At 50.1% G+C, this 25,550-nt stretch carries 20 protein-coding genes; 15 read left to right on the top strand and 5 right to left on the bottom strand.

Translation table 11 applies throughout. From position 1 onward, the window contains the following. Positions 1–12: 12 nt before the first annotated feature. Positions 13–636 (bottom strand): TetR family transcriptional regulator, encoded by a 624-nt coding sequence (locus tag ACN0UN_RS05910; RefSeq protein WP_417659171.1) that lies wholly within the window; start codon positions 634–636, stop codon positions 13–15. 148 nt (positions 637–784) lie between these two features. Between ACN0UN_RS05910 and ACN0UN_RS05905 the strand changes: the two genes are divergently transcribed. Then, on the top strand, positions 785–1,069 hold the full coding sequence (locus tag ACN0UN_RS05905) for a DUF3081 family protein (RefSeq protein WP_417659170.1): 285 nt from the start codon (positions 785–787) through the stop codon (positions 1,067–1,069). Between the two features lie 11 nt (positions 1,070–1,080). Then, positions 1,081–1,737 carry a PAQR family membrane homeostasis protein TrhA gene (trhA, locus tag ACN0UN_RS05900; protein WP_417659169.1) on the top strand — a complete coding sequence of 219 codons (657 nt, stop codon included), beginning with the start codon at positions 1,081–1,083 and terminating at the stop codon, positions 1,735–1,737. 65 nt (positions 1,738–1,802) lie between these two features. On the opposite strand, the gene typA is transcribed toward trhA, so the two are convergent. Both typA and ACN0UN_RS05890 read right to left on the bottom strand, forming a co-directional pair. Further along, the gene (gene typA / locus ACN0UN_RS05895) at positions 1,803–3,644 is read right to left on the bottom strand and encodes a translational GTPase TypA (RefSeq protein ID WP_417659168.1); all 1,842 of its coding nucleotides are present in this window, start codon (positions 3,642–3,644) and stop codon (positions 1,803–1,805) included. Between the two features lie 158 nt (positions 3,645–3,802). Further along, complete coding sequence (locus ACN0UN_RS05890) at positions 3,803–4,834, bottom strand: CNNM domain-containing protein (RefSeq protein ID WP_417659167.1); 1,032 nt, start codon at positions 4,832–4,834, stop codon at positions 3,803–3,805. 420 nt (positions 4,835–5,254) lie between these two features. Here ACN0UN_RS05890 and ACN0UN_RS05885 point away from each other — a divergent pair, with 420 nt between their 5' ends. The 12 genes from ACN0UN_RS05885 to ACN0UN_RS05830 all read left to right on the top strand — a co-directional run bounded on the left by ACN0UN_RS05885 (position 5,255) and on the right by ACN0UN_RS05830 (position 22,660). Next, on the top strand, positions 5,255–7,957 hold the full coding sequence (locus ACN0UN_RS05885) for a TonB-dependent receptor (RefSeq protein WP_417659166.1): 2,703 nt from the start codon (positions 5,255–5,257) through the stop codon (positions 7,955–7,957). A 70-nt stretch (positions 7,958–8,027) separates the two neighbouring features. Continuing rightward, positions 8,028–8,771: a PepSY domain-containing protein gene (locus ACN0UN_RS05880; RefSeq protein WP_417659165.1), complete on the top strand. Its 744-nt coding sequence runs from the start codon at positions 8,028–8,030 to the stop codon at positions 8,769–8,771. Beyond that, on the top strand, positions 8,768–10,438 hold the full coding sequence (locus tag ACN0UN_RS05875) for a 2Fe-2S iron-sulfur cluster-binding protein (RefSeq protein WP_417659164.1): 1,671 nt from the start codon (positions 8,768–8,770) through the stop codon (positions 10,436–10,438). Before ACN0UN_RS05880 ends, ACN0UN_RS05875 begins: the two co-directional genes overlap by 4 nt. 110 nt (positions 10,439–10,548) lie before the next feature. After that, the gene (locus tag ACN0UN_RS05870) at positions 10,549–11,499 is read left to right on the top strand and encodes an efflux RND transporter periplasmic adaptor subunit (protein WP_417659163.1); all 951 of its coding nucleotides are present in this window, start codon (positions 10,549–10,551) and stop codon (positions 11,497–11,499) included. After that, positions 11,492–14,620, top strand: a complete 3,129-nt coding sequence (locus tag ACN0UN_RS05865) for an efflux RND transporter permease subunit (RefSeq protein WP_417659162.1) — start codon at positions 11,492–11,494, stop codon at positions 14,618–14,620. Before ACN0UN_RS05870 ends, ACN0UN_RS05865 begins: the two co-directional genes overlap by 8 nt. Before the next feature lie 291 nt (positions 14,621–14,911). Further along, complete coding sequence (glnA, locus tag ACN0UN_RS05860) at positions 14,912–16,324, top strand: glutamate--ammonia ligase (RefSeq protein WP_220445678.1); 1,413 nt, start codon at positions 14,912–14,914, stop codon at positions 16,322–16,324. A gap of 14 nt (positions 16,325–16,338) precedes the next feature. Further along, complete coding sequence (locus tag ACN0UN_RS05855) at positions 16,339–16,944, top strand: DUF4124 domain-containing protein (protein ID WP_417659161.1); 606 nt, start codon at positions 16,339–16,341, stop codon at positions 16,942–16,944. Then, entirely contained in the window at positions 16,928–18,085 is a 1,158-nt protein-coding gene (glnL, locus tag ACN0UN_RS05850) for a nitrogen regulation protein NR(II) (protein ID WP_417659160.1), read from the top strand. The genes ACN0UN_RS05855 and glnL overlap by 17 nt, the downstream gene beginning before the upstream one ends. After that, positions 18,082–19,479, top strand: a complete 1,398-nt coding sequence (gene ntrC / locus ACN0UN_RS05845; protein WP_417659159.1) for a nitrogen regulation protein NR(I) — start codon at positions 18,082–18,084, stop codon at positions 19,477–19,479. The genes glnL and ntrC overlap by 4 nt, the downstream gene beginning before the upstream one ends. Positions 19,480–19,602: 123 nt before the next feature. Beyond that, on the top strand, positions 19,603–20,280 hold the full coding sequence (locus ACN0UN_RS05840; protein ID WP_417659158.1) for a response regulator transcription factor: 678 nt from the start codon (positions 19,603–19,605) through the stop codon (positions 20,278–20,280). A gap of 7 nt (positions 20,281–20,287) precedes the next feature. After that, positions 20,288–21,676, top strand: coding sequence for a sensor histidine kinase (locus ACN0UN_RS05835; RefSeq protein ID WP_417659157.1), 1,389 nt, complete (start codon positions 20,288–20,290; stop codon positions 21,674–21,676). Beyond that, on the top strand, positions 21,677–22,660 hold the full coding sequence (locus tag ACN0UN_RS05830) for an alpha/beta hydrolase (RefSeq protein ID WP_339878303.1): 984 nt from the start codon (positions 21,677–21,679) through the stop codon (positions 22,658–22,660). It abuts the gene before it with no gap. Here the strand turns inward: ACN0UN_RS05830 and ACN0UN_RS05825 are convergent. Next, positions 22,584–23,564 carry a cation diffusion facilitator family transporter gene (locus ACN0UN_RS05825; RefSeq protein WP_417659156.1) on the bottom strand — a complete coding sequence of 327 codons (981 nt, stop codon included), beginning with the start codon at positions 23,562–23,564 and terminating at the stop codon, positions 22,584–22,586. The two genes, ACN0UN_RS05830 and ACN0UN_RS05825, sit on opposite strands and share 77 nt — an antisense overlap. Before the next feature lie 77 nt (positions 23,565–23,641). Between ACN0UN_RS05825 and ACN0UN_RS05820 the strand changes: the two genes are divergently transcribed. Beyond that, the gene (locus ACN0UN_RS05820; protein WP_417659155.1) at positions 23,642–24,109 is read left to right on the top strand and encodes a tRNA (cytidine(34)-2'-O)-methyltransferase; all 468 of its coding nucleotides are present in this window, start codon (positions 23,642–23,644) and stop codon (positions 24,107–24,109) included. A 3-nt stretch (positions 24,110–24,112) separates the two neighbouring features. Here ACN0UN_RS05820 and ACN0UN_RS05815 read toward each other — a convergent pair whose 3' ends face one another. Further along, positions 24,113–25,537, bottom strand: coding sequence for a hypothetical protein (locus ACN0UN_RS05815; protein WP_417659154.1), 1,425 nt, complete (start codon positions 25,535–25,537; stop codon positions 24,113–24,115). Between the last annotated feature and the right edge of the window lie 13 nt (positions 25,538–25,550).

Genomic DNA, 25,550 nt, shown 5'->3' with positions numbered 1-25,550 from the left:
TGACTACGAAACTTAGGCGCCGCGCGGCTTTAGCCCTGCCAGGTAGGTATCAATAGCTTGAGTGGCTGTTTGGGAAAGGTCAAAATAATCTTGATCAAGCAGCCAGTTATACAGCAAACCGTCGACTAAACTAAACAACCCGATTACGGCAGCTTTAGAATCATACTTGTCGTCCACTAGCCCCTGTGTTTTAGCTTTATCAGCTAACAAAATGCATTCCGTAATACATGCATTGCGGCCACCTAAATGGCGTAAATGTATGGGCAGGGCATCGTCAACGTATTCGCATTTGTGCAGCAATATATTCACAAGCGCTTGGGTGTGTGGATCATCTTGTACTTGGCCAATAATGTGCAGGCAACGCGCGCGGAGCAAAGAAATCGGGTCGCCTTGGTAGGTTTGCGCCAATTCATCGCGCATTTCATCAACGGGCAAGCGCACGCGCTCCATCAGCGCGTCAATTAAGTCGAGCTTGTTTTGAAAATGGTGATAAATGGCACCACGTGTTACCCCAGCGGCTTCCGCAACTTGGTTCATCGATGTGTTAGACACACCTTTTTCACTAAACAAACGCTCGGCCGCATCAAGCAGCTCTCCACGCGTTGTTAAAGCATCTTCTTTTGTACGACGAACCACAAGCCACCTCATTACGTAGTAATGGTTGTATTATAATCGAAATTAAACAAACATGCATGTATGTATGTTTGTTTGAAGAAAGATCAACAAATACACGAATAAACGATGTTATGCTGTATAAGTCTCTTATTTACGAAGGAGGTCGACCATGAAAAATGATATTGACCAACGGCTCGTGCTTGATGCATTTGAAACCATCCATGAGTACGGCAAAGTGGACGACGAAGGACGTCGCACCCTTGATGGCATTACCGGCTATACCGACTTCGACGGCTATACGGTTTACCTTGAAGGGCAAGGCGTAAAAATGCGACTGGAGTTTCATAACAAGTATCATTTGGACTATGACAACGAGCGTCAGTTTGAAAACTTTATGAAAGCGCTTGAGAATATAAGCAAGGGGCATTACACCCCCGAGCGTGGCGAAGAATAGGTAGGTAATCAGTGACTAAAGGTAAAGGTTACAGCGTAGCAGAAGAAGTAGCGCATGCGCTTACCCATGGTGTTGGCGCGATAGCTGCCATTGTTGGCTTGGTGTTCATGTTGGTGTGGGCTGTTAGCTATGGCGACACTTACCATGTGGTCAGCGCCAGCATCTACGGTGCTAGCCTGATTCTGCTGTATACCGCATCCACTTTTTATCACGCGTTTCCATGGCCGCGCATTAAAGCTTTTTTTCAGCAAATGGATCACGCCGCCATTTACGTACTCATAGCAGGTACTTACACCCCATTTGCACTGGTCAGTTTGCGTGGTGTTTGGGGCTGGTCATTGCTCGGTGTGGTGTGGGGTATCGCGATTATTGGCGTGGTGCTAGAGCTGGCCGTTTCGGAACGTAAAAAGTGGTTGTCACTGAGCCTTTATCTTGGTTTGGGCTGGATGGCACTGATTGTGATTAAACCCATGCTTGATAACGTTGAAACGGGTGGCTTGTGGTTACTCTTGGCCGGTGGCTTAGCCTACACCTTCGGCGTCATTTTTTACGTGTGGAAATCGTTGCGCTTTCACCATGCTATTTGGCACCTGTTCGTGTTGGCAGGCAGCGTTTTACACTTCCTTTCGGTGTTCTATTTTGTGTTGCCGCAACCGCAATTGCTGTAATTGGCAGTCGCGCAAACAAAAAAGCACCCAAACGGGTGCTTTTTTTATGGCGAACTTGAAGCAGATTAGTCTTCTTTACTGCTACGGCCAGCGCGCTTGCGGTCGTTCTCAGTGAGTAAACGCTTGCGAATACGAATCGACTTCGGCGTGATTTCCACCAACTCATCGTCATCGATAAACTCAAGTGCTTGCTCAAGGGTTAAGCGGATCGGCGGTGACAAGGTCAAGGCATCATCCGTTCCTGATGCTCGCACGTTGGTTAGCTGCTTGCCTTTCAGACAGTTCACGGTTAAGTCATTACCACGGTTATGAACGCCAATGATTTGTCCTTCGTACACTTCATCACCGTGAGCAGTCATTAACTTGCCACGTTCTTGCAAGTTGAAAAGTGCATAGGTTAACGCTTTACCAGTGGCATTTGAAATCAAGACACCGTTGACGCGTTGACCAATTTTGCCGCCTTTATGCGGGCCGTAATGGTCAAAGGTCTTATACATTAAGCCAGAGCCTGAAGTGAGCGTCATAAATTCAGTTTGGAACCCAATCAAGCCACGGCTTGGAACGGTAAAGTCGATACGCACACGGCCTTTACCATCTGGGGTCATGTTGGTCATTTCCGCTTTACGGATGCCGAGTTTTTCCATGACTGAACCTTGATGCTGTTCTTCGATATCAATGGTCAAGTTTTCAAACGGCTCAAGCGTTACGCCGTTTTCTTCTTTCAAAATTACTTCTGGGCGTGACACCGCTAATTCGAAACCTTGACGACGCATGTTTTCAATCAACACACCCAAGTGCAGTTCACCACGGCCTGAAACACGGAAGCGATCAGGGTTGTCAGTTTCTTCAACGCGCAACGCAACGTTGTGTCGCAATTCTTGTTGCAAGCGCTCAAGAATTTGGCGCGACGTTACGAACTTACCTTCTTTACCCGCAAACGGTGAGGTGTTTACCTGGAACGTCATGGTTACGGTTGGCTCATCAACGGTTAGCGCAGGCAGTGCTTCTACAGCACCTGCTGCACACACGGTGTCAGAAATTTTCAATTCACCCAAACCGGTTACCGCAACAATGTCACCGGCACTTGCGTGGTCGGTTTCAATGCGGTCAAGGCCCAAGTAACCAAAAATCTGGCCTACTTTGCCGTTACGTTTCGAGCCATCAGCACTCACAATGGTGACCTGCTGGTTAAGCTTCAAGGTACCGCGTTTAATACGACCGATACCGATGATGCCCACGTAGCTTGAGTAATCAAGCTGTGAAATTTGCATCTGCAACGAACCGTCACGGTCAGCATCAGGTGGTGACACTTTGTCCAAAATGGTTTCGAACAAGGCGGTCATGTTGTCGGTTACGTTGTTGTAATCAAGAGTCGCCCAGCCGTTTAACGCTGATGCATAAACCACAGGGAAGTCGAGCTGTTCGTCAGTTGCACCTAAGTTGTCGAATAAATCGAATACTTGGTCAACAACCCAATCAGGGCGTGCGCCCGGACGGTCAATTTTGTTCACAACAACAATTGGCTTCAAGCCGTGAGAAAACGCTTTTTGGGTTACGAAGCGGGTTTGTGGCATTGGGCCGTCAACCGCGTCAACAACCAACAATACTGAGTCAGCCATTGACATAACACGCTCAACTTCACCGCCGAAATCGGCGTGGCCTGGAGTGTCCAGAATGTTGATACGGTAGTCGTTGTAGTTTACCGCTGTGTTTTTCGCCAAAATGGTAATGCCACGCTCTTTCTCAAGATCGTTGGAGTCCATGACGCGCTCTTCAGCGCCACCGCGGCTTTCGAGCGTGCCCGATTGCTGCAGAAGGGTATCAACCAGGGTTGTTTTGCCATGGTCAACGTGCGCAATAATTGCAATATTACGCAGCTTGGAAAGTTCTGTTGCTTGAATTGTCATTGATAAAGCCTGTAAAAACGCGAGGTGTGTACCCAAAAGTAGAGCACCGCGGGTGGTGTTCCACCATTGGTTAAAATAGCGGCGTATTATACGCGTGCAGGCACTCACACGCTAGCTTTTTTACGTGGAGTAACCTGTGAGAGGGCTCAGGTAACGTTTTATTGCGCGTCTTCCGGGGGCTCTTCTTGCTTGAGGCGCTTGTCCCAGCGCTGTTGCGCGTAGCGGCGCAAACTCGGAATGGTATCGGTTTCATCCATAATAGGTTGCCCCAATATGGTTTCAATAATGTCTTCTAGCGTCACCAAACCCATCCATGTACCGTGTTCATCGAACACCAAGGCCATATGTTGGCGTTTCTGAATCAGTAGCGTCATCAGCTTTTCAACGTTCACGGTTTCGCTCACCACTTCAACATTGCGGCTCAATTGATTCACGGTTTTATCGGTCTCGGCTTCTAACGCTTCGTTACGTAAAATAATTCCATGCGGCACTTCGTCGGCATCAATCACTGGAAAGCGCGAATAGGGCATTGTTTTGGCGCGGTACAAGAACTCGCTGATGGTCTCGTCAGGGCGCACTGATTGACACACGGTGCGCGGCGTCATCACGTCGCGAACACGAATGGTGTGCAAGTCGAGAATATTGCCGATGACACGGCGCTCGTCGGTGTCGATTAACTTCTGCTCATGCCCTAGAATTGCCAAGGCTTTAATTTCTGAGCGCACATCAATGTTTTCTTCGCCACCAATGCGTTTGGTGATTTGATCAGAAAGCCAGATAAACGGGCGCAAGCTATTGATTAGGAAATTCAAAATGCCAGGTAAAACAGGCGCTAGCTGGCGCCAGAATTTCGCGCCAATGGTTTTCGGTAGAATTTCTGAAAGCACCAAAATAAGCACGGTCATAACCGCCGACGCCACAGCCAAATAACCGTCGCCAAACACCACACCAACTTGTGCGCCAACACCTGCTGCGCCGGCGGTGTGCGCCACGGTGTTGAGCGTTAAAATTGCAGCCAGGGGGCGGTCAATATTGTTTTTGAGTTTCGCTAGCTTGGCATGCAACTTGGGGCGCTGCTCTCGAAGCTGCGCTATATAGCTTGGCGTAATAGACAGTAAAGCGGCTTCAAGAATGGAGCAGATAAACGAGATACCTACAGCAATAAATGCAAAAACAATTAATAAGAACATGAGGCTCGCAAATTGTTAATTCGAGGCTAAATTCTCGCAAAGAGTCGCCAATTTCACAATAACAACGGAACGACTTTCTGCAAATCAAAACCTACGGCAACGCCAGTATGAATAACTATTCACTTATTAATTGGTTTTATTCATAGCTGTTTAATGGGTAGTTCGACAACTTTTTTTCATGACACCCGTTGTTTTGCGAAATTTTCGCAGAAAATAACAAGTTAAACAGCCATCCAGCACCCATCAAGTTGACTATACAACTGCGCTATACGTCTTAAAAATAGACAACTTGCGAGATTTTTAACTTTACAGCTTGCCAAAACTAGCTATGTTGTAGATGTATAGACAACTCAGTTGAGCTGTAGGGTTGGTCAATCAATACCACACAAAATAACAATGAAAATATATTCAGGGGACACTATGAAAAAATTCGCCTTATCAGGTGTGGCAACTGCACTAACTGCGTTGCTATTACCCACTCAAACTATAGCTCAAGACACCCAACAACAAGTTGAAGAAGAAAAAGTAGAGCGCGTTACGGTAACCGGCTCCCGATTGCAACGCACCGAAGCCGAAAGTGCTGCGCCGGTTCAGATTTTCACGGCGGAAGATCTTGAGAACTCAGGCGTGAACTCGTTAGAGGTTATTTTACAGCGTATGTCGGCTTCGGCCGGCGCGGCTGGTGGCCAAAGCAACGCATACTGGACCAGTAATGGCTGGGGAACCGCGCAGGTCAACTTACGTGGTTTAGGTATTAACCGTACGCTGGTTCTTCTTAATGGGCGCCGTGTCGTCAATGGTGGTACCGGTGCCAACAGCAGCGTTGACCTGAATATGATTCCTGTTGAGATGATTGAGCGCATTGAAGTACTTAAAGATGGTGCATCAGCTATTTATGGTGCTGACGCGGTTGCCGGTGTGGTGAATATTATTACGCGCAAGAGCTATGAGGGCTTTTCAATTGACGCTCGCGTTGGTGCCACAGATAGCGGTGATGCCGAAGAAAGAGCGATTAATACGGTATTTGGTGCAAGTACAAATCGTGCCCGAATTGTGGGTACCGTGGGCTACCGCTCAAGTGATGCCTACAATATGCAAGAGCAAGCCGGTTGTGCATTAGCCGAGGTTTCTCCAGGAGAGCTCGGTTGTTTCGGCAGTTCAAGCACCATTGGCGGTCGTGCCACAGTATTGACCGGGCCTGATGCTGGCAGCCGTATCAACTTCAATCAAGAGCCGGGTGGTGATAGCGATTTCTATGAGCCGTACGACCCAGCCAAGCATAACTTTGATTTCTTTTCTCAACTGAACTCAGTTAACCCAATTACCAACTGGAATTTCTCGACGTTTGCAGACTATCGCCTAACAGGTGATACCTACGGCTTTGTCGAAGTCCTGTACAACAACCGGCGCTCAAACCAGTTAGCAACTTCAGGAACTGTTGGTGGCATTGAGTATGCCGTTGATCATCCGGACAACCCGACTGGCGAGGCGATTCGTCTTGATAGTCGTCGCTTGCTTGAAGCCGGACCTCGTGAGTTCTTCCAAGACGTGAACACTTGGCGCTTTGTTGGTGGCTTAAATGGCACAATTGCTGCGAATTGGAATTGGGAAGTTGCCTACAACTTCGGTCGTACTTCAGGTATTGATGGTGCTACTAACATCGCCAATATGGAGCGACTGAATCGCGCTATTGATCCCGACCAATGTGGACAGGCAGGCATTCCATGCCTCGACTTACTTGGTTTTGGCGGCTTTGGCCAAGATGCGGTTGATTATATTATGTTCCGTATTGATTCCGAGGGCGGCAACGAGCAGCGCTCAATAACAGCAAGCATTACGGGTGATTTGTTTGAATTGCCTTCTGGTTACGTGCCAGTCGCGTTTGGCGTTGAGCATCGAAAAGAGAAAGGCTGGCGTAATCCAGATTCCGCAGTTGTTGCTGGTGTTATGAATACCAACCAGGCCGATCCAATTGATGGCAGCTATAGCGTCGACGAGGTGTATGTCGAAACTGCACTACCGTTGTTATCCGATAAGGCTTTTGCTAAGGAAGTTAACTTAGAGCTGGCATACCGTTACAGTGATTACGATACCTTTGGTAGCGACGGTAACTATAAAGCAAGCCTGCACTGGCAACTAAATGACTCATTGAAGTTGCGAGCGACGCGTTCTACAGCGTTTCGTGTACCGAATATTCCTGAATTATTTGGTGGTGTGGCTGAAGGTAACTTAACCACAACTGACCCGTGCGACGGCTGGGATCAACCTGGAAAAGATCCAACCGTAGCGGCAAACTGCCAGGCTGCTGGCGTACCATCTGGGTACACCCAATTAGGTTCAACAGTATTGACGACGGTTGGCGGTAATCCAAACCTTGAACCGGAAGATGCCAAAACCTTTACCGCTGGGATGGTATGGGATGCGCCATTTGCAGATAATCTGCAGTTCACGGTCGATTATTACAAAATTGACATTGAGAACGCGATTCAGCGTATTCCTGGGTCAACCAAGTTATCGGTATGTTACAACTCAGAAAACTTATCGCATCCGTTCTGTAATGACAGTCAGTTCACCCGGGACAGTTTAACGGGGGAGATTAACTTTCTCTCGGCACAGCCAACGAATGCAGCAACGGAAGAAGTGTCGGGCGTAGATGCGGCCGTATTCTATAAAACGGATCTTTCTGGTTTTGCAACAACCATGAACTGGACAGTTAGCTATTTAGATGAATACACTGTGACGCCATTCGCTGGCGGAACACCTATCGCATATGCTGGGAAAATCACCGGTGGCAGTGGTAGTTACACCAACTGGCGCTCAAATGCCTCGGTAACGATCGACCATGACCACTGGCAGGCACATTGGAGCGTTCAGTATATTGGCGGCGCAGATGATATCAATGCGGCACCAGGCGATGTAGGTGACCATGCGCCAAGTGTGTTCTACCACAACGTACAAGGCACTTATTTTGTGAATTCAAATATGAGCTTAGTGGGTGGTATTAACAACGTATTTGATAAGAAACCTCCATTTATACAAAGCTGGACTGATGCGAATACGGATACCATGACTTACAACCTTTTGGGACGTCAGTTGTTCGTTAAAATGCGTTATACGTTCTAACTCTGGACGTTTAATTGCGGGAGGGCTTAGGCTCTCCCGCAGTTTTTTATAGAATTTTGTGGAGAGTTTTATGGCTGTAAAAATAGCCAGTAGCCGCTGGCGTGTGTGGCATCGCTGGTTGGCGTTGATTGTCGGCTTACAAATGGTAGTTTGGAGTATCAGCGGCGCATACATGGTTTTCTTTAAATTACCATTTATTCACGGTGATCATTTGGTTCATCAACATGATGCTGTTATTCAACATGGGAACCATGTGGCGTCATTCAATGATGTCTTAAAGGCGTATCCGGAAGCGTCGCAGATTCAACTTACATCACAGTGGTTAAATCATCAGTGGCAACCTGTGTATCGTATTAGCCACCATGGTATGACTGAGCTCGTTGACGCGCAAAGTATAGCAGTCGTTGAGCTTAGCCAGTCAGACGTACAAGCTATTGCGGAAAAAATGTATGCATTGGGTGAGCAGCCAGCAAGCCGAGTGCAATGGTTAACCGAAAACCCTCCGAGTGAGCTTAACCCTGATCACTTGCCTGTGTGGCGGGTCGATTTCGATGACTTTGGTAGCACCAGCCTTTATTTTTCACCATCAACAGGCGAACTAGTAACCAAGCGCCACACGTTTTGGCGTGGTTTCGATATTATGTGGATGTTGCACATTATGGATTACGAAGAGCGTGTGGATATTGAAAGTTGGTTGCTGCGCGGATTTATTATTGCCAATTTTATTTTCTTAATAACCGGTGCAGTACTGTTGGTTTACACCTTGCGTAAGCCTAAGCCATCACTGAAAACCACCACGGAGGGTTCAGCATGATGCGCTTTTTACAATGGCTTCACCGGTGGACGAGCCTCATTATTATTATCCAAGTATTGTTGTGGGTAATCAGCGGTTTTTATTTTTCATTATCCGGCCATCATGCGATGTCGGGTCATCAATATCACCAAATGGACCATAGTCATGCACCGCTAGCTTCTTCGCGGGCACTTGACTGGCCGCAGATAGTAAACCAATTTTCTGGTATCAGCGGTGTTGATTTGCGTACCGTAGGTGAGGTTCCACAATACGTGGTGACGCACGATGATGGCGTTAGCTACCTTAATGCAACTACGGGTGAGCTGTGGTCAACTTCGGAAGCTATGGCGACTGGCTTGGCACTAGCAACCTATTCAGGCCCCGGGGCCATTGAAAGCGTCACACCGCTTACCGATGGAAGCACGGAAGTTAACGGCTGGCGCGAGCCGGGGTATCGCGTTGATATGCGCGACGATTTAAATACACGGATTTATGTCGACGCAGCTTCGGGCACAGTGATTGAGCATCGCAATACCCCATGGTTATTGGCGGATTGGGCGTTCAAGTTGCACTTTATGGACTACAGCGGTGAGCGCAATTTTAACCATCTACTTATTGTCAGTGCCGGTGTTGTAACACTTTGGTTTACCTTATCAGGTTTGATCTTGTTAGGGCGTAACCTTGCACGCGGTGATATGAATCCTCGCCGTAAGCAAACTTACCTAGAGTTTTACCAAGCGCAGCAACAGCCAATTGCTAGCGGATGCGGTGGGGGCGGAACGTGCGGGTTGTGCAAAGTACGCTTTCGGGGCTTAGTGCCCAGCCCAACGAAAAACGAACGCGCCATGCTGACGGAATCCGATTTGAATGATGGACTGCGCTTAAGCTGTCAACATCGTATCAGCAAGGGTCACGAGGTTGATATTGCTGCCACCGACGCGCGTCAGATCAAACTTAAGCTTGTGCATAATCGCGTATTAACCCCGAGCATTCATGAATTGACGTTTCTGCCTCAAACAGAATCGGACTTCAACTATCAAGCGGGACAGTTTATGCAGTTTCTTATCCCGTGCAGAACCGGCAATGAAGCTGTGGTGTTACATCGAAACTATTCGTTCGCAACCGCACCAGGACAACCGGAACTGACGTTTACAGTTCGTAAAATGCCAGCGCCGAATACCAGTTGTCAGCCTGGACTCGGGTCGACTTATTTATGCAGCATGAAAACTGGCGATACGATAGATGCTATAGGGCCGATGGGCGATTTCTTGCTCAACAATGAAGCGGCGAATGAACGGCGACAGGTGTTTATCGGCGGTGGCGCGGGTATTGCGCCATTGCGTGCACTGATCCAAGCGGAATTGGAATCGGCACAGTCAAATCGTCCAATTCAGTTCTTCTACGGCGCACGTAATAAATCTGAGCTGTGTTATTACGACGACTTTATGGCTTTGCAAAGCGAAGAACGCTTGCAATATCATCCAGTTTTATCTGAGCAAGATGATAATTGGCGGGGTCTGAGCGGTTTTGTACATGAAATTGCACAAGCTTGGGTTCAAACACAAGATGTGCAATCGCTCGATGTTTATGTTTGCGGTCCGCCCGCTATGTTAGCTGCAACGCAAGCCATGCTGAGCGCAATAGGGGTTCCGCAAGAGCATATTCGTTACGATGACTTTGGCATTTAAAACGTTATTTTAGATAAATACGAAATAAATCATTAACAGACTTATTTTTTGCTCTATAATTTCAATAAATACCGTATTGAAGTTTGGCAACGATAAGTCTGGAGATGATGATGTCTGTCTACAAATGGGTCTATCTACTCGTTATTTGTATCGCTGGAGTGGCCTGCGCTACTGCCGCCGAATTGTCGCTGAAGCAATCAACGATTGCAGAGTATCTGCGCTTACAAGGCTTGGTGGAATCAACCAATAGCGCCACGGTATCGGCACAGGTATCTGGTCGTGTTGAACGGGTGCTGGTAGATGTCGGTGATGAAGTACCAGCTGGAACAACCTTGCTGACGATTACTTCCGTTGAGCAATACCAAATGCTGACCCAAGCGCAAGCGCAGGTTGCCGCAGCCCAGGCCACCTTGATTGCCGAGCAGCAAGAGTACGACCGTATTCTAAGCCTGGTTGAACGTGACTTGGTGCCGGTTGCTGAGCGCGATCGTGCCAAAGCACGGCTCGACAATGCCAAAGCACAACGGCGTTCGGCTGAAGCTGCCGTTGAACGCGCTGAAGAGCAGTTGTCATACACCGAAGTGAAAGCGCCTTATGCCGGCATTGTCAGCGCGCGCATGGTAGAGCCGGGCGAATTGGTGCAACCCGGCACCCCGTTACTATCAGGCTTTGACCCAAGCGAACTGCGTTTGCATGTCGACCTGCCAGCGAGCTATGCCCAAGCGGCAAAAGACTTTGAATGGGCTCGTATTAATGGCTTGGAGCCGACCTCGCAGCAAGTGTTTCCAACCGTACACAGCCAGTCCAGCACCGTGCGCATGCGCTTGATATTGCCCCATGACAGTGGGCTAATGCCAGGGCAATGGCAGCCAGTGCTGGTAAAAGTTGGTGAGCATCAAGGCGTACAAGTGCCATTAGCAGCGGTGTACCATCAAGGTGAGTTGACCATGGTGCGAATGCAAGACAATACCTGGCGCGCAGTGCGTTTGGGCTTGCAGCAAGACGGACACATCGAAATCGTGAGTGGTTTACAAGCGGGCGAGGTGATCAGCTATGAGTAACAAACCCCTCGGCATCGCAGGTAAAATTGCGGCGTGGGGTGAACGTTCTCAGCTTACCCCACTGCTTGCTATCTTTGGTCTCTTGCTCGGCATCATGGCCGCGTTAATCACGCCGCGTGAAGAAGAACCGCAAATTGACGTGACCATGGCGGATGTCATGGTGGTGTTTCCCGGCGCCGATGTAAGCCAAGTTGAAGCGCAGCTGGCTACCCCGTTAGAGCAGCATTTTTCCCGCATGCAGGGCATTGAACACATTTACTCGGTATCTCAGTCGGGCCAAGCACTGGTGACGGTTCAGTTTGAAGTGGGCGTACCGCGCGAAAAAGCGCTGGTTGAACTGTTCGACAGTTTATCGAGCTGGCAAGTACGCCACCCCAGCTTCTCTCAGCCCTTAGTGAAAGCGCGCGGCATTGACGATGTTCCTATACTTGGGTTAACCATTACCTCAGATGGGCTTGATCTAAAATCGGTAGCTGACACCTTAATTGAACCGCTCCAAAATGTGAGCGGTGTGCGTGAAGTGGCCGTTATTGGTGCCGAGCCAGAACAGATCAATGTGACTCTGGATAACACCGCACTAAGCCGTATTGGCCTCGACTTTAATGCTGTCAGCCAAGCGCTATCAGGACAAAATCAAAGTGCTCAAGCGGGCTATCGCTTGCAAGACGGGCAACAAATTCCAGTGCAAGCCAGTAGCTTTATCGACAGCGTTTACACCTTGCGTAACTTGATTGTTGCTAACGTTGACGGCAAGCCCGTGCGCTTGGAGCAAGTTGCTGAAATAAGTGACAGCGCAGTGGTGCCGTCGCGCTATGTATGGTCGCGCCCCGCAGGCGGTGAAGCACAACCTGCAGTGACCTTGGCCGTGACCAAAAAAACCGGTGAAAACGCGGTGGTGGTGGCCCAAGAAGTGCTGGCCCGATTAGACACCCTCAAGCAGCAGTGGCTACCCCCTGAAATCACCATCGACGTGACCCGTAACTACGGGCAAACCGCCGATGATAAAGCTTCCAAGCTGATTCAAAAGCTCATTTTTGCAACCATCTCGGTGGTTGCCTTGGTGCTGTTAACGCTGGGCAAGCGCGAAGCCGTTGTGGTGGGTAGTGCGGTGGTGCTGACCTTGGCCATGACACTCTTTGCATCCTGGGCTTGGGGTTTTACCCTGAACCGCGTGTCGTTATTCGCACTGATATTTTCAATCGGTATTTTGGTCGATGACGCCATTGTTGTGGTGGAAAACATACATCGCCACCTTGGCTTAGGGAAGTCATTAAAAACAGCAATTCCAGCTGCCGTTGACGAAGTGGGTGGGCCGACGATTTTGGCCACCTTCACCGTTATTGCCGCATTGCTACCGATGGCCTTTGTGAGCGGGCTGATGGGCCCGTACATGAGCCCAATTCCGATTAATGCGTCGTTGGGTATGTTGCTCTCGCTGATTATTGCGTTAACCGTTACACCGTGGCTGGCCCGTCATTTATTGAAAGACGAACACCACGAAGGCGAAGCACATAGCAGCAAGCTGCATAACTTTTTTGAAAAAATCATGCAGCCACTGCTAACCCACCGCAAGCGGCGCTACTTTATGGGCTTTGGCTTAATTGCCCTGATTGTGTTGATGATGGGGCTGGCCTTTGTGCAAGCCGTGGTTATGAAAATGCTGCCGTTTGATAACAAAAGCGAAATTAAACTGGTGCTGGATATGCCAGAAGGCAGCACCTTAGAAGACACCAATGCCGTATTGATGCAATTAGCGCAGAAGCTCGATGAAGTGGACGAAGTTGTCGCCACCCAGATTTATGCGGGAACGGCATCACCGATAGGTTTCAACGGCTTAGTGCGTCAGTATTACTTGCGGCAAGGCGCCAATATGGGCGACATACAAGTCACCCTTGCTGGCCTTGGCGACCGTGACCGCGCCAGCCATGACATTGCCTTGGCCCTTCGCCCCATGCTGACACCTATTGCGGATGCCGTAGGCGCTTCGTTGAAGATTGTTGAAGTGCCACCGGGGCCGCCCGTGCTGGCACCGATTGTCGCCGAGCTCTATGGCCCATCGGCCAATGCCCGCGAACAGGGTGCGCGTGACTTGCTTGCACAGTTGCGCGCTACCGAAGGTGTGGTGGACATTGACAGCACCCTCGTCGCCGATGCCTCGCAAGAAATCTGGCAAGTAAACCGCGCACGTGCGGCGCAACTTGGCGTATCTGCGGGGCAAGTGGTACAGGTTCTACAAACAGCGCTGGCCGGTATGGATGTCACCTTTTTGGCGACACCCGGACAAACCCAGCCGGTGCCCGTAAAACTGCGTTTGCCGGCCGATTGGCAAGGGGAGTTAGCACAACTGGAAAGCCTGTCGGTGACCAGCCAAACCTCCGGTGAAGCGATTCCTATTGCTGAATTGATTGACCGAGAAAAGCTGGCCTATGCCCAGCCGATATATCACAAAGATCTGCGGCCTGTTGTGTATGTAACCGCCGACATGGCCGGTGAACTCGACAGCCCACTGTACGGCTTATTCGACGCCGCCAGTGATATTGATATTCCCCAAACCTTCATTGCGCAACCCGATATCTGGGATCAAACTGCACTGAAGTGGGATGGCGAATGGCAAATTACTTATGAGACTTTCCGCGACATGGGCCTGGCTTATGCGGTCGGATTGCTGCTGATTTATGTGCTTGTGGTCGGCCACTTCGGCAGCTACATGACGCCCTTGGTGATCATGGCGCCAATACCACTAACGTTAATTGGCATCATGCCAGGCCATGCGTTATTGGGAGCGCAATTCACAGCCACCTCCATGATTGGCATGATAGCGCTGGCAGGCATTATCGTGCGTAACTCGATTTTGCTGGTGGACTTCATTCGGGAAGAAGTCGCCGCCGGCAAAGATCTCAATACCGCCGTAATCGAAGCCGCAGTGGTGCGCGCCAAGCCGATTACCCTAACCGCAATTGCCGCTATGATGGGTGCGTTCTTTATACTCGACGACCCCATTTTTAACGGCCTTGCCGTCAGCCTGATTTTCGGTATCGCGGTTTCCACGGCGTTGACGCTCGTGGTTATTCCGTTGTTGTACGCGTCGCTTCTGCGACGCCGAATTGCTGAAGAGCGTTAATCGTTAATCGTTAATCGTTATTGGTTGTTCCGAATAACGAATAACCAATAACGAACAACGCCTTCAAATCCTTTGCACTTCCGTGGTGCATTAATTTGCACTATAATGGTGCAAATTGAGTCATTAGCCAGCACCTTCAATGCATATAAAACAAGTTAACCTATTGAAAAATGTGTCAAATATAATCTTGGCATCGTTTTTGCTTTAATTTGGTGCAAAGAAGCAAGCACTTCATTCGATGCTTGCTATACTCATTCTGAACCTAGTACATGCACGATCGCGGAGGATCACATGGCAACACCACAAGACGTTATGGCTTACATTGAAGAACACGATGTCAAATTCGTGGATTTACGCTTTACCGACACTAAAGGTAAAGAACAGCATGTGACCATCCCGGTTTCGCAAATCAACGAAGAGTTTTTCGAAGAAGGCAAAATGTTTGATGGTTCGTCCATCGGCGGTTGGAAAGGCATCAACGAGTCAGACATGGTGCTTATGCCAGATTGTGACTCTGTGGTTTTAGACCCGTTCACGGATGAAATCACCATGAACGTGGTGTGTGACATCCTTGAGCCAGACACCATGCAAGGTTATGACCGTGACCCGCGTTCAATTGCGCGTCGTGCGGAAGAATATCTGCAAAGCATGAACATTGGTGATTCGGCGTTTTTCGGCCCAGAGCCAGAGTTCTTCTTGTTTAACGATGTGCGTTTTCATACTGATATGAGCGGCTCGTTCTACAAAATCGAAGCAGACGAAGCGAAATGGAACTCAGGAAAAGAATACAAAGAAGGTAACTTGGCGCACCGTCCAGGTGTGAAAGGCGGTTACTTCCCAGTGCCACCAGTTGACTCGGCGCACGACATTCGTAGCACCATGAGTACGGTTATGGAAGACATGGGCTTAGTTGTTGAAGCGCATCACCATGAAGTTGCAACTGCGGGTCAAAACGAAGTGGCAACACGCTTTAACACCTTGGTGAAAAAAGCGGATGAAATCCAAATTTATAAGTATGTAGTGCACAACGTCGCGCATTCATACGGCATGACGGCTACCTTTATGCCGAAGCCAATTGTTGGCGATAACGGTTCAGGCATGCACGTGCATATGTCGATTAGCAAAGACGGTAAAAACCTGTTTGCTGGCGACCAGTACGGTGGTTTGAGCGAAATGGCGTTGTATTACATTGGCGGTATCATCAAGCACGCACGTGCGCTGAACGCGTTCTGTAACCCAACCACCAACTCGTACAAGCGTTTGGTGCCAGGTTATGAAGCGCCAGTTATGTTGGCCTACTCGGCGCGTAACCGCTCTGCGTCAATTCGTATTCCGGTTGTTGCAAGTGCAAAAGCACGTCGTATTGAAGTGCGTTTCCCTGACCCGGCGGCAAACCCGTACTTGTGTTTCGCGGCGTTGTTGATGGCTGGTCTTGACGGTATTAAAAACAAGATTCACCCTGGCGATGCAATGGACAAAGACTTGTATGACTTGCCAGCGGAAGAAGCGAAAGAAATTCCGACGGTATGTCACTCGTTAGAAATGGCGTTGGAAGCGTTGGACAAAGACCGTGAGTTCTTGACTGCGGGCGGCGTGATGACTGACGCGATGATTGATGCGTACATTAAACTGAAGCACCAAGAAGTGATGAAGTTGAAAATGACCACGCACCCAATTGAGTTTGACTTGTACTACAGCGTGTAAGGTTTGGAGCAACGATGAAACCACTGGCGTTATTGGCAATTTTATTAATCTTTTTGGTAGGCACTGCGTTGCACGTTGAACCGAGCGATGCGCAAGTTTACAAGAAGCGGAATGCCGATGGCTCAATCACCTACACGGACAAGCCGCTGGAAGGCGCTGAACAGGTAGAGATTGAGCAGGCGCCGGTGACTGAGTTTGCGAAGCCGGCTGTGGCCACACAGCCGGATGAACCTGAAGTTTCAGCGACTGGCGGTGACAGCGTCGCCGAAGCTAAGGCGATTCCCACTGAGTTTTCGGTAGCGATTACCTCGCCTGAGCAGCAACAACCGATTCGTGCCAACAACGGTCAGTTCGATGTGTTGTGGCAGTCTGATCCTGAGCGTCTACCCGAAGGTTACGTGTATGAGTTGTTCGTTGACGGGCAACCGGCATGGCGTGGCAGCGATAGCAATCAGGTCACTTTGGCAGAAATTAGTCGCGGCGAGCGGCGTATTTATGTGCGTATTGTTGATGCACAAGGCAATCAAGTTGCACGTTCGGATACCTTTGTCGTGTTTGTATTGCGTGTCGCCATCAATGGTGTAGGCGCAGGTAGTGGTGGCAATGGCGGCGGAGCCTGATCGCGAACTAACGCCACTCAGCGATTGCACCAACTTGGTGCAACCGCACCTTGACCAATTGCTTACTGCGGTTGTACTGCTGGACGACCAACTTCGAATTCAATATATGAACGCTGCGGCTGAAGCTATTTTAGATGGCAGCCTGCGGCGTTTTCAGTTGCAGCCGTTTTTTAGTTTATTCCATTTCAGCAGTCTGGACCCCATGGTAATACAACACGCATTGCGCGACGAGCAGTCGGTTTCCGACAGCGATGTAACGCTGGTGTTGCACGACAGTCAACGCATTACCATTGAGTTTATCGCACAGCCGCTGCGCCAACCGGACGGGCGTTTGAGTATTCTGCTTGAGCTGCGCCAAATTGACCAAATTCGCCGTATTAATCAGGAAACAACGCAGCAGCAACAACTGCAAGCTGCGCAAAGTATGGTGCGTGGGCTGGCTCATGAAATTAAGAACCCGCTGGGTGGTTTGCGCGGCGCCGCGCAGTTACTGGCTGGTGAATTAAACGACAGCGCCCTGCAGGAATACACCGATTTAATTATTCGCCAAGCTGACCGCCTGAGCACTTTGGTGGACAGAATGCTCGGCTCGCATCAATTGCCACAGCGCAAAGAAGCCAACCTGCACGCGCTGCTTGAGCAAGTGATAAAAGTGGCACGTTTAGGTGCCGGTACGGGTATCGAATGGCTGCGTGACTACGACCCCAGTCTGCCCGAACTGACCATGGCCCCTGAACAACTGGAACAGGTGTTTTTGAATTTAGTGATGAACGCTTGTGATGCGCTTCTGGAGAGCGAAAATATCAGCAAGCCAACCGTCACGGTGCGCACGCGCATCGCCCACCAGCAGACCATTCATGGCAAGCGCTACCGTCAGTGCGCGGTGGTGGTTATTCAGGACAATGGCCCCGGCATTCCAGCAGCATTGCGTGACACTTTGTTTTATCCAATGGTAAGTGGCCGCGCTGGCGGCACAGGTTTAGGGCTGTCGATTGTGCAAAACTTGGTGCACCAACATGCCGGTAAAATTGAAGTGCAATCTGAACCAGGCCACACCGAATTTTGCGTGTACCTGCCTTATAGTGAAACCCTTTGCGGTGACAAAGCAAACGGGGATAAAGCAAACGGTGACAAAGCATGAACTCGATTTGGATTCTGGACGATGACAGCTCGATTCGTTGGGTGCTGGAACGTGCTTTGGCGCGAGCCGGGCTAAGCTGCACCAGTTTTGCGGATGCACAAAGCCTGTATGCTGCGCTTGCCGAAGAGCAACCCAAAGTATTGCTGACAGACATTCGTATGCCGGGCGATGACGGCTTAGCTGTGCTGCGCAAACTGAATCACGACTACCCGCATATAGCGGTGATTGTGATGACGGCACATTCTGACCTAGACTCAGCTGTAAGCGCCTTTCAAGGCGGTGCATTCGAGTACTTGGCCAAGCCGTTCGATATTGACGAAGTGGTGCATACCGTCAGCCGCGCACTTGCGCGTGAAACCGAACACACAGCTAGCCCGGCTGATGCCGCTGAGCAAGCCAACGACGTGCAAGAAATTATCGGCAACGCGCCTGCCATGCAGGACGTGTTTCGCGCCATTGGTCGTTTGTCACATTCCAGCGTTACCGTATTAATTACTGGCGCATCGGGCAGTGGTAAAGAACTGGTTGCCCGCGCATTGCACCTACACAGCCCGCGCGCGAAGAAGCCATTTATTGCACTGAACATGGCCGCAATTCCTGCCGACTTGATTGAGTCAGAGCTGTTTGGTCATGAAAAAGGAGCGTTTACCGGCGCGACGCAAAAGCGCCAAGGGCGCTTCGAGCAAGCTCATGGCGGCACCTTATTTTTAGATGAAATTGGCGACATGCCATTAGCTGTTCAAACGCGCTTGCTCAGGGTGTTGGCTGAAGGACAGTTCTACCCAGTAGGTAGCTACCAGCCAGTGAAAGTTGATGTACGTATTATCGCCGCCACCCATCAGCATCTGGAGCAGCGGGTAAGTCAGGGCGACTTTCGTGAGGACTTATTCCACCGGCTGAACGTGATTCGGCTGCAACTGCCGACTTTGGCGGAGCGTCGTGAAGATATCCCGCAGTTGGCGCAGCACTTTTTACAAAGCGCGGCCCAAGAATTAGGAGGCAGCCCGAAGCGACTTACTGCTGCCGCAGAGCAGATACTGGTGAACGCCGCCTGGCCGGGGAACGTCCGACAACTTGAAAACACGTGCCGCTGGCTGACTGTCATGGCGCCGGGGCAAACTATCGATGTTGCTGATTTACCTCACGATTTATCAAACGACGAGGTAAAAAATACCCAAGCAAATTCCGCCCAATGGTATACACTGTTACGTAACGAAATTAAAAACCGGTGCGAAACAGGTGACACCCACATCTTAGATAACCTGTTACCCACCATTGAACATTTAGCCCTTGAGATTGCCTTAGAGCATACCGACGGGCATAAACAAAAAGCAGCCGAATTATTAGGTTGGGGACGCAATACCCTCGCCCGAAAACTGAACGAATCTAAGTAACTAATTTCAAGTAACTAACTTCAAGTAAAAGTTCAGTAAACAGGGTATGCAGCCGCAGCGGATCTTTACATAATCAAGACCACCTAATATAAGCTGTAACGAATGACGCAGGACAACATCCAAATGACCAAGCTTTTACTTGTAGATGATGACGCAGAACTAAGCAGTATGCTGGAACAAATTCTTACCAAAGAAGGCTACCAACTTACCTTGGCGCCGGATGGTGAAATTGGCTTACAACGCGCGTTAAGCGGCTCGTTTGATTTGATTCTACTTGACGTGATGTTACCAGGTATTGACGGCTTCCAGCTGTTACAACGCCTCCGCCAACAAGCCCGCAGCACACCAGTATTAATGTTAACCGCGCGTGGCGATGACGAAGATAGGGTGCAAGGTCTTGAGCTAGGCGCCGATGACTATCTGCCGAAACCGTTTAACCCACGTGAACTGGTTGCGCGCGTACGCGCTCTACTGCGTCGCACCCCGAATACCTCAGTACGCCCAGAACCACTAGAATTTGCCGGCTTCCACGTTGATCCGTTGCAAAACGAAGTACGCTGCGACGAGCAGGTATTGGAACTAACCCCAACTGAATTCGATATTCTGCGCTCCCTGGTGCAGGGCAAAGGTCAGGTCGTCAGCAAAGATCAATTGTCCGTGGCAGCTCTTGGCCGCCAATTAGCGCCATTCGATCGCAGCTTAGACGTGCACATCAGCAACATCCGCAAAAAAATCAATCATAATCCAGAGCGTATTCAAACCGTGCGCGGTCGAGGTTATCGCCTACTTCAGTTAGCTTGAGGGATGCATGCAAATCCGCTGGTACCATTCGCTAACGCTTCGTTTGTTGCTGCTGTTTTGGGCGCTGCTTTTCGCAGTAGCCAGCAGCGGTTTCCTGTTGGCGATTTGGTATGCACAGCCGGAAACAGCTAAACCACTCTCGGAAGATGTGCGTGAAACCCTATCGCCTCTACTGACTGACCAAATCACCTTCAGCTCTTTAACTCCTGGTCGCTTACTGGCGGGCAATTATCGCGTTGCTGCCGCCGTTACGCCTGAAGAAGGGCCAAGCCGGTTACAGTTAGAACCCAACCTAGCCAATACCCACAGGCGCGAGCTGATGCGTCAACTCGACGCCGAACAGCCGGAACAGTTGCGGATGCCCAATGGTATGTTGCTCGGCCCGTTCGTGCTGGGCGAGCAGCGTATTTTGCTGATTCGACCGTTAACCGATGACGAACGCCAGCAGCAAATTATTTCGCAGAAACAGTCTGATAAAGCGCAAACCATGACGCTGTTGTTTGGCTCGTTGCTGATTGCAGTATTGCTCGGCTTTTGGTTGGTGCTGCCATTAAAACGCCTTATTGGCGCGACGCGAGAAATTGCCGCAGGCGCTGATCACTTGCACCTGAAACGCCTACCACGCCGCACTGACGAGTTAGGTGAACTCGCACGTGCATTAGAAACTGCCGCCCATGACTTAAAAGTGTCCCGCGACGCCCAGCGCCGCTTATTGAGCGACGTGTCACATGAGCTGCGCTCACCGCTTGCCCGTATGCAAGTGGCCTTAATGCTTAGCCAGGACGAAGATAACCTTGATGCCAACCCGCACTTAGTGCAAATGAGCCGCGATGTGGACCGCCTGGGCACCATCATTGAACGCATTTTGTCACTGTCGCGGTTGGAAAACGGCTTGGTGAAAATGAACCCGCAACCGGTTGATACCCACGCCCTTGCCAACACACTCGCGGCCGACTTGGCCTATGCCGACGCCAGGCATGGCGAACGCGTGATTGTTATGGATGGCGGTTGGCTGGTCACGGGTACTGACGAAGAGTTATTGCGATTGGTCATGGAAAACTTAGTGCGCAACGCACTGCAGTATACCGCCGGAATTATCGAGCTCAGCTGTGAGCGTCACGATGACGCCAATTTCACAATTATTGTGCGTGACCATGGCGACGGCGTGCCAGAAGACCAACTGGTGCAATTATTTGAACCCTTTTTCCGTGGTGACCCGTCGCGGCATCACAAAGCTGGCGTTGGCTTAGGTATGGCATTAAGCTTAAGGGCAGCAAACGTACTTGGCGGTTCGGTTACAGCGCGCAATCATCCTGAGGGAGGGCTCGAGGTATCCATACACCTGCCAGTTGTGGCCATTGACACGTTGCAACAGGAGCAACAGGAGCCCGCTTAGATGTACACGGATGATGATCCGCAGTGGATTCGTTTTTACACCCAACAAATTGAACCCTTTTGGCGCGACCACGTTGAGTCGCATCAGTTAGAGCGCCCCGACGGCGTATTATTGCATTGGTACTTGCACCGCCCGGTGCATCCGCAAGGGCTGGTATTGATTTGTCCAGGCCGCATTGAAGCTGCACTAAAATACCAAGAATTAGTCTGGCAATTGGCCCAGTCTAATTACGCGGTCGCAGTGGTTGATCATCGCGGGCAAGGCTTCTCAGATAGGCTCAGTAATAATCCGCATCATGGTCACATTGACCAATTTCAGGACTTTGTGGATGACCTGGATGCCGTGGTGCAGCAAGTAACCAGCTATTATCCGAAGGTGCCCCAATATCTGCTTGCCCACTCAATGGGAGGCGCGATTGCCGCCTTATATTTAGCGCAGCATGAACACCGCATTGAAAAAGCCGTATTATCGTCGCCCATGCTGGGCGTGCTAACCGGCAATAAGCCTAAGTGGTATGCGCAAACCATGGTCGTTGCAGGCGCTCTGTTGAACCGTTTATTTAGCCCACGCAAGCCGTGGTATTTCTTCGGCATGACTGACTATCGGTACGTGCCTTTTGATGAAAATGAACTGACTCACAGTGAAGCCCGCTATCAAATGTTTCGTGACGCCTACGAACAAAATCCCGAAGTGCAATTGGGTGGCCCAACGTTTAATTGGCTGGCGCAGGCCTTCGCAGCAATGCGTGCAGCGCAGCAGCAGGCCGACAAAATTGAGATACCGGTATTGGTCTTGCAGTCAGGTGCAGATAGCGTAGTGGATAATCACAGCCATCAGCGTTTCGTGGCGCGTCTGCAAGACCAACGCAGCCAGATAAAATGCATCGACGGTGCAAGGCACGAGCTATTTATGGAGTCTGATCGTTACCGTCAGCCGGCTCTTGATGCGGTATTGCGCTGGTTTCAGCCGGACGCGTCTCAGTAGGAAGCTCTTGCGGCACCACCGACAGTGGGTCCATGTGAATGATCACATCGGTATGGTCAAATAAGGCTTCAACCCGCACTTCAACCATATCGGCAATGTCATGTGCTTGGCGCAGGTTTAAATGATCGTCAAGCTCAATGTGTGCTTGCACAAAGCGCATGGGGCCAGCAGAGCGGGTGCGTAACCCGTGCAAGCCACGTACGCCAGGCACTTCTTTAATGGTGGTAATCACCAATTGCTTTTCAGCATCCGGCAACTCGCGGTCCATTAAACTTTGAAACGCATCCCAACCAATACGAATGGCACCTTGGGCCAAGAATATCGCAATTAAGATTGCGAACACACTGTCGGCCCACAGCATGCCATAAGCACTTAAAATGAGTGCCACAATAACCGCGCTGTTCAGTAGCAAGTCGGAGGAAAAGTGCAGCGCATCGGCGGCAATTGCCTGCGAACCCGTTTTGCGTATGGCAATGCGTTGCAAAATCACTAGCGCTAACGTAAGCGCAATGGCGAGCAGTGACACATACACCCCAATTTCAGCTTGGCGTACCGGTGTGCCTTGTATCCATTGCTGCACACTGTGAATAACCAGCAGCATAGCTGAGCCAGTAATTAATGCTGACTGCACCATTGCGGCTAACGACTCGGCCTTGCCATGACCAAAGCGGTGTTCGTTGTCGGCAGGCTGTATGGCGTAGCGTACGGCAAAAAAAGTAAACAAGCTGGCCAGACTGTCGAGCATAGAGTCGGTAAGTGAGGCCATCATACTGGCCGAATCTGTTATCAGCCATGCCACAACCTTCACACTGATTAATACGAACGCAACAGTCACCGACGCGCGCGTCGCCAGCTTTACCCAAAACGCATAATTTTCTTGTTTTGCTTGCTGTGCGGTCGACATACCTACCCTTGATTTCTCTCTGTATTCACCGTGTTAATAAGATAGAATACACCCTTTACAACCGATGGAGAAATTGGATGTTTCATATAGCGCTGTTCAATCCAGTGATGCCCGCAAATACCGGCAACATCATTCGTTTGTGTGCAAATAACGGCTGTGTGTTGCATTTAATTGAACCATTGGGCTTTGATTTTGAAGAAAAGAAGTTACGGCGTGCAGGGTTGGATTATCATGACCTAAGCCGCGTGCAACGCTATCCAAATTTTGACGCCTTCAAGCAAGCGATGGGCGAACGGACAATTTACGCCATTACCACCAAAGGCACGCGCAGTTACGCTTCCGTTGCGTTTCAACCGGACGATGTGTTGTTGTTTGGTTCTGAAACGAGTGGGCTCGACCCCGATGTGATGGCACAAATAGAACCCGGTCAGCGCCTGCTGATTCCCATGATGCCAAATAACCGTTCACTGAATTTATCCAACGCCGTGGCGTTGGTGAGTTATGAAGCGTGGCGTCAACAAAGCTTTGCTGCTGAGCCGCTGTAACGGCTAGTTTGAACTGGCAGGTAAACTGCGATAAAGGTACGAACGCCGCAGCATTGTCTCGTCGAATAGTTCTCGAATTTCACCGCTGTGCACCAGTTCACGCATGCGTTTATCGAACCAGTCGCGCAATTCGCGACCGCGCGGGGTGTCGTGAAACATGACGTGAATCGGGTAGGCTTCACGCAACTTGTGTTCTACGTATGGCGTGGTGTTCCAGTCCGGCGTATTGTCATGAAAAGTAATTACCGCACCCACCCGTTTCATATCCAACATGGCAAAGCAGTCTAGCGTGTTGTTGGCACGATAGTAGGTTAGGCCCTGCTGAAAAAAAGTGTCGTACTCATACCCTGCAACAAAACAGACGGGGCGTTCCAAACGTGCCATCAACAGGTCATCCATGGCTTGTTGTGTCAGCGTAAACGCATGCACGTCGCGGTCATAGTCAAAGTGCGTGTACGACGCGATGCCTTTAATGGATGACTGTGTTTGGGTACCACCCACTAACACATCAAAGCGGTTTTCATTTAAACCCAATACCGCGCGCTGATAACTGTTGGTATGCAATTCCAACGTGTCGGTAACTGGCTCAAACACACGTTTCATCAAGGCCCAGTAGCTGCCGCTGCCGTCAACATGGGTGCGATCACGCATCAGCCCGGCAGTGATGGAAACTGTCGGATAAAATGGTGTTTCTTCAAACAAGCTCATGCGCTCAAACGCTACGCCGTGCTCACGATAAATAGTGGTTACCCGGCCTTCGGCATGCATGCGTTCAAGTTCCTCATCTAACTTTGGAATTAAGTGCGCATAGTTATCATGCAAATAATGGTAGCCAATTAACGACAGCATGGGCGTAATAATAAGGTGCGGATTGTCGTAGTAACCGAGTTGGCGCGCCTCAAAGTCATTCATGAGTACCGCGTTAACTCGATTATTAATGAACATTAGGTTCAGTTGCTGAATATCGAGTGCTTGCACCGTTGGACGGGTGAAGTTGTTGTCTTTTAGCAGTTGCATGACGGTTTGCATACCGCTGATAAACGCCAGATTTTCAACGTCGTTGATACTGCACAAACCGCAGTTGCGTCGGTCGGCGACCAGCACAATTTCAAACGCAAATAACGGAAAGGGTACGCGCTTCAGGTTTTGGAAGGCGTCATCGAGCTCGCCATAGCGCCCCAACTCACCTGCTATACGCCCGTTGTTGGCTTCTACCAAGCTACGGTTACGTGGCATATCAACGTAGCGCAGGGTAATGCCCAGCGCCGCATAGGCTTCTTCAAGAATTTCTTGTACCGCGTAAACAACTGGGCCTGCGTCAGGCTCGCGGAAGGTCAGGGTGGTTTCTTGTGCTTGCGCAGGCACAAGGGGACTGGCTGCAATCACCACTGCAAGTATATAAACAAGTTGTTTTATCAGGTTACGCAATACAACGTTCCTT

Source organism: Pseudidiomarina sp. (genome assembly GCF_048267825.1).
Lineage (GTDB): Bacteria > Pseudomonadota > Gammaproteobacteria > Enterobacterales > Alteromonadaceae > Pseudidiomarina.
Note: the sequence above shows the minus strand (reverse complement) of the source record. Positions and strands in the feature narration are given on the sequence as shown.

Excerpts from the sequence above, each read along its gene's own strand:
- ACN0UN_RS05905 (WP_417659170.1), top strand. The coding sequence starts at position 785 with ATGAAAAATGATATTGACCAACGGCTCGTGCTTGATGCATTTGAAACC.
- ACN0UN_RS05865 (WP_417659162.1), top strand. The coding sequence starts at position 11,492 with ATGAGTAACAAACCCCTCGGCATCGCAGGTAAAATTGCGGCGTGGGGT.
- ACN0UN_RS05875 (WP_417659164.1), top strand. The coding sequence starts at position 8,768 with ATGATGCGCTTTTTACAATGGCTTCACCGGTGGACGAGCCTCATTATT.
- ACN0UN_RS05890 (WP_417659167.1), bottom strand. The coding sequence starts at position 4,834 with ATGTTCTTATTAATTGTTTTTGCATTTATTGCTGTAGGTATCTCGTTT.
- ACN0UN_RS05820 (WP_417659155.1), top strand. The coding sequence starts at position 23,642 with ATGTTTCATATAGCGCTGTTCAATCCAGTGATGCCCGCAAATACCGGC.
- ACN0UN_RS05880 (WP_417659165.1), top strand. The coding sequence starts at position 8,028 with ATGGCTGTAAAAATAGCCAGTAGCCGCTGGCGTGTGTGGCATCGCTGG.
- ntrC (WP_417659159.1), top strand. The coding sequence starts at position 18,082 with ATGAACTCGATTTGGATTCTGGACGATGACAGCTCGATTCGTTGGGTG.
- glnL (WP_417659160.1), top strand. The coding sequence starts at position 16,928 with ATGGCGGCGGAGCCTGATCGCGAACTAACGCCACTCAGCGATTGCACC.
- ACN0UN_RS05855 (WP_417659161.1), top strand. The coding sequence starts at position 16,339 with ATGAAACCACTGGCGTTATTGGCAATTTTATTAATCTTTTTGGTAGGC.
- ACN0UN_RS05885 (WP_417659166.1), top strand. The coding sequence starts at position 5,255 with ATGAAAAAATTCGCCTTATCAGGTGTGGCAACTGCACTAACTGCGTTG.
- ACN0UN_RS05870 (WP_417659163.1), top strand. The coding sequence starts at position 10,549 with ATGTCTGTCTACAAATGGGTCTATCTACTCGTTATTTGTATCGCTGGA.
- ACN0UN_RS05830 (WP_339878303.1), top strand. The coding sequence starts at position 21,677 with ATGTACACGGATGATGATCCGCAGTGGATTCGTTTTTACACCCAACAA.
- ACN0UN_RS05840 (WP_417659158.1), top strand. The coding sequence starts at position 19,603 with ATGACCAAGCTTTTACTTGTAGATGATGACGCAGAACTAAGCAGTATG.
- glnA (WP_220445678.1), top strand. The coding sequence starts at position 14,912 with ATGGCAACACCACAAGACGTTATGGCTTACATTGAAGAACACGATGTC.
- ACN0UN_RS05835 (WP_417659157.1), top strand. The coding sequence starts at position 20,288 with ATGCAAATCCGCTGGTACCATTCGCTAACGCTTCGTTTGTTGCTGCTG.
- typA (WP_417659168.1), bottom strand. The coding sequence starts at position 3,644 with ATGACAATTCAAGCAACAGAACTTTCCAAGCTGCGTAATATTGCAATT.
- ACN0UN_RS05825 (WP_417659156.1), bottom strand. The coding sequence starts at position 23,564 with ATGTCGACCGCACAGCAAGCAAAACAAGAAAATTATGCGTTTTGGGTA.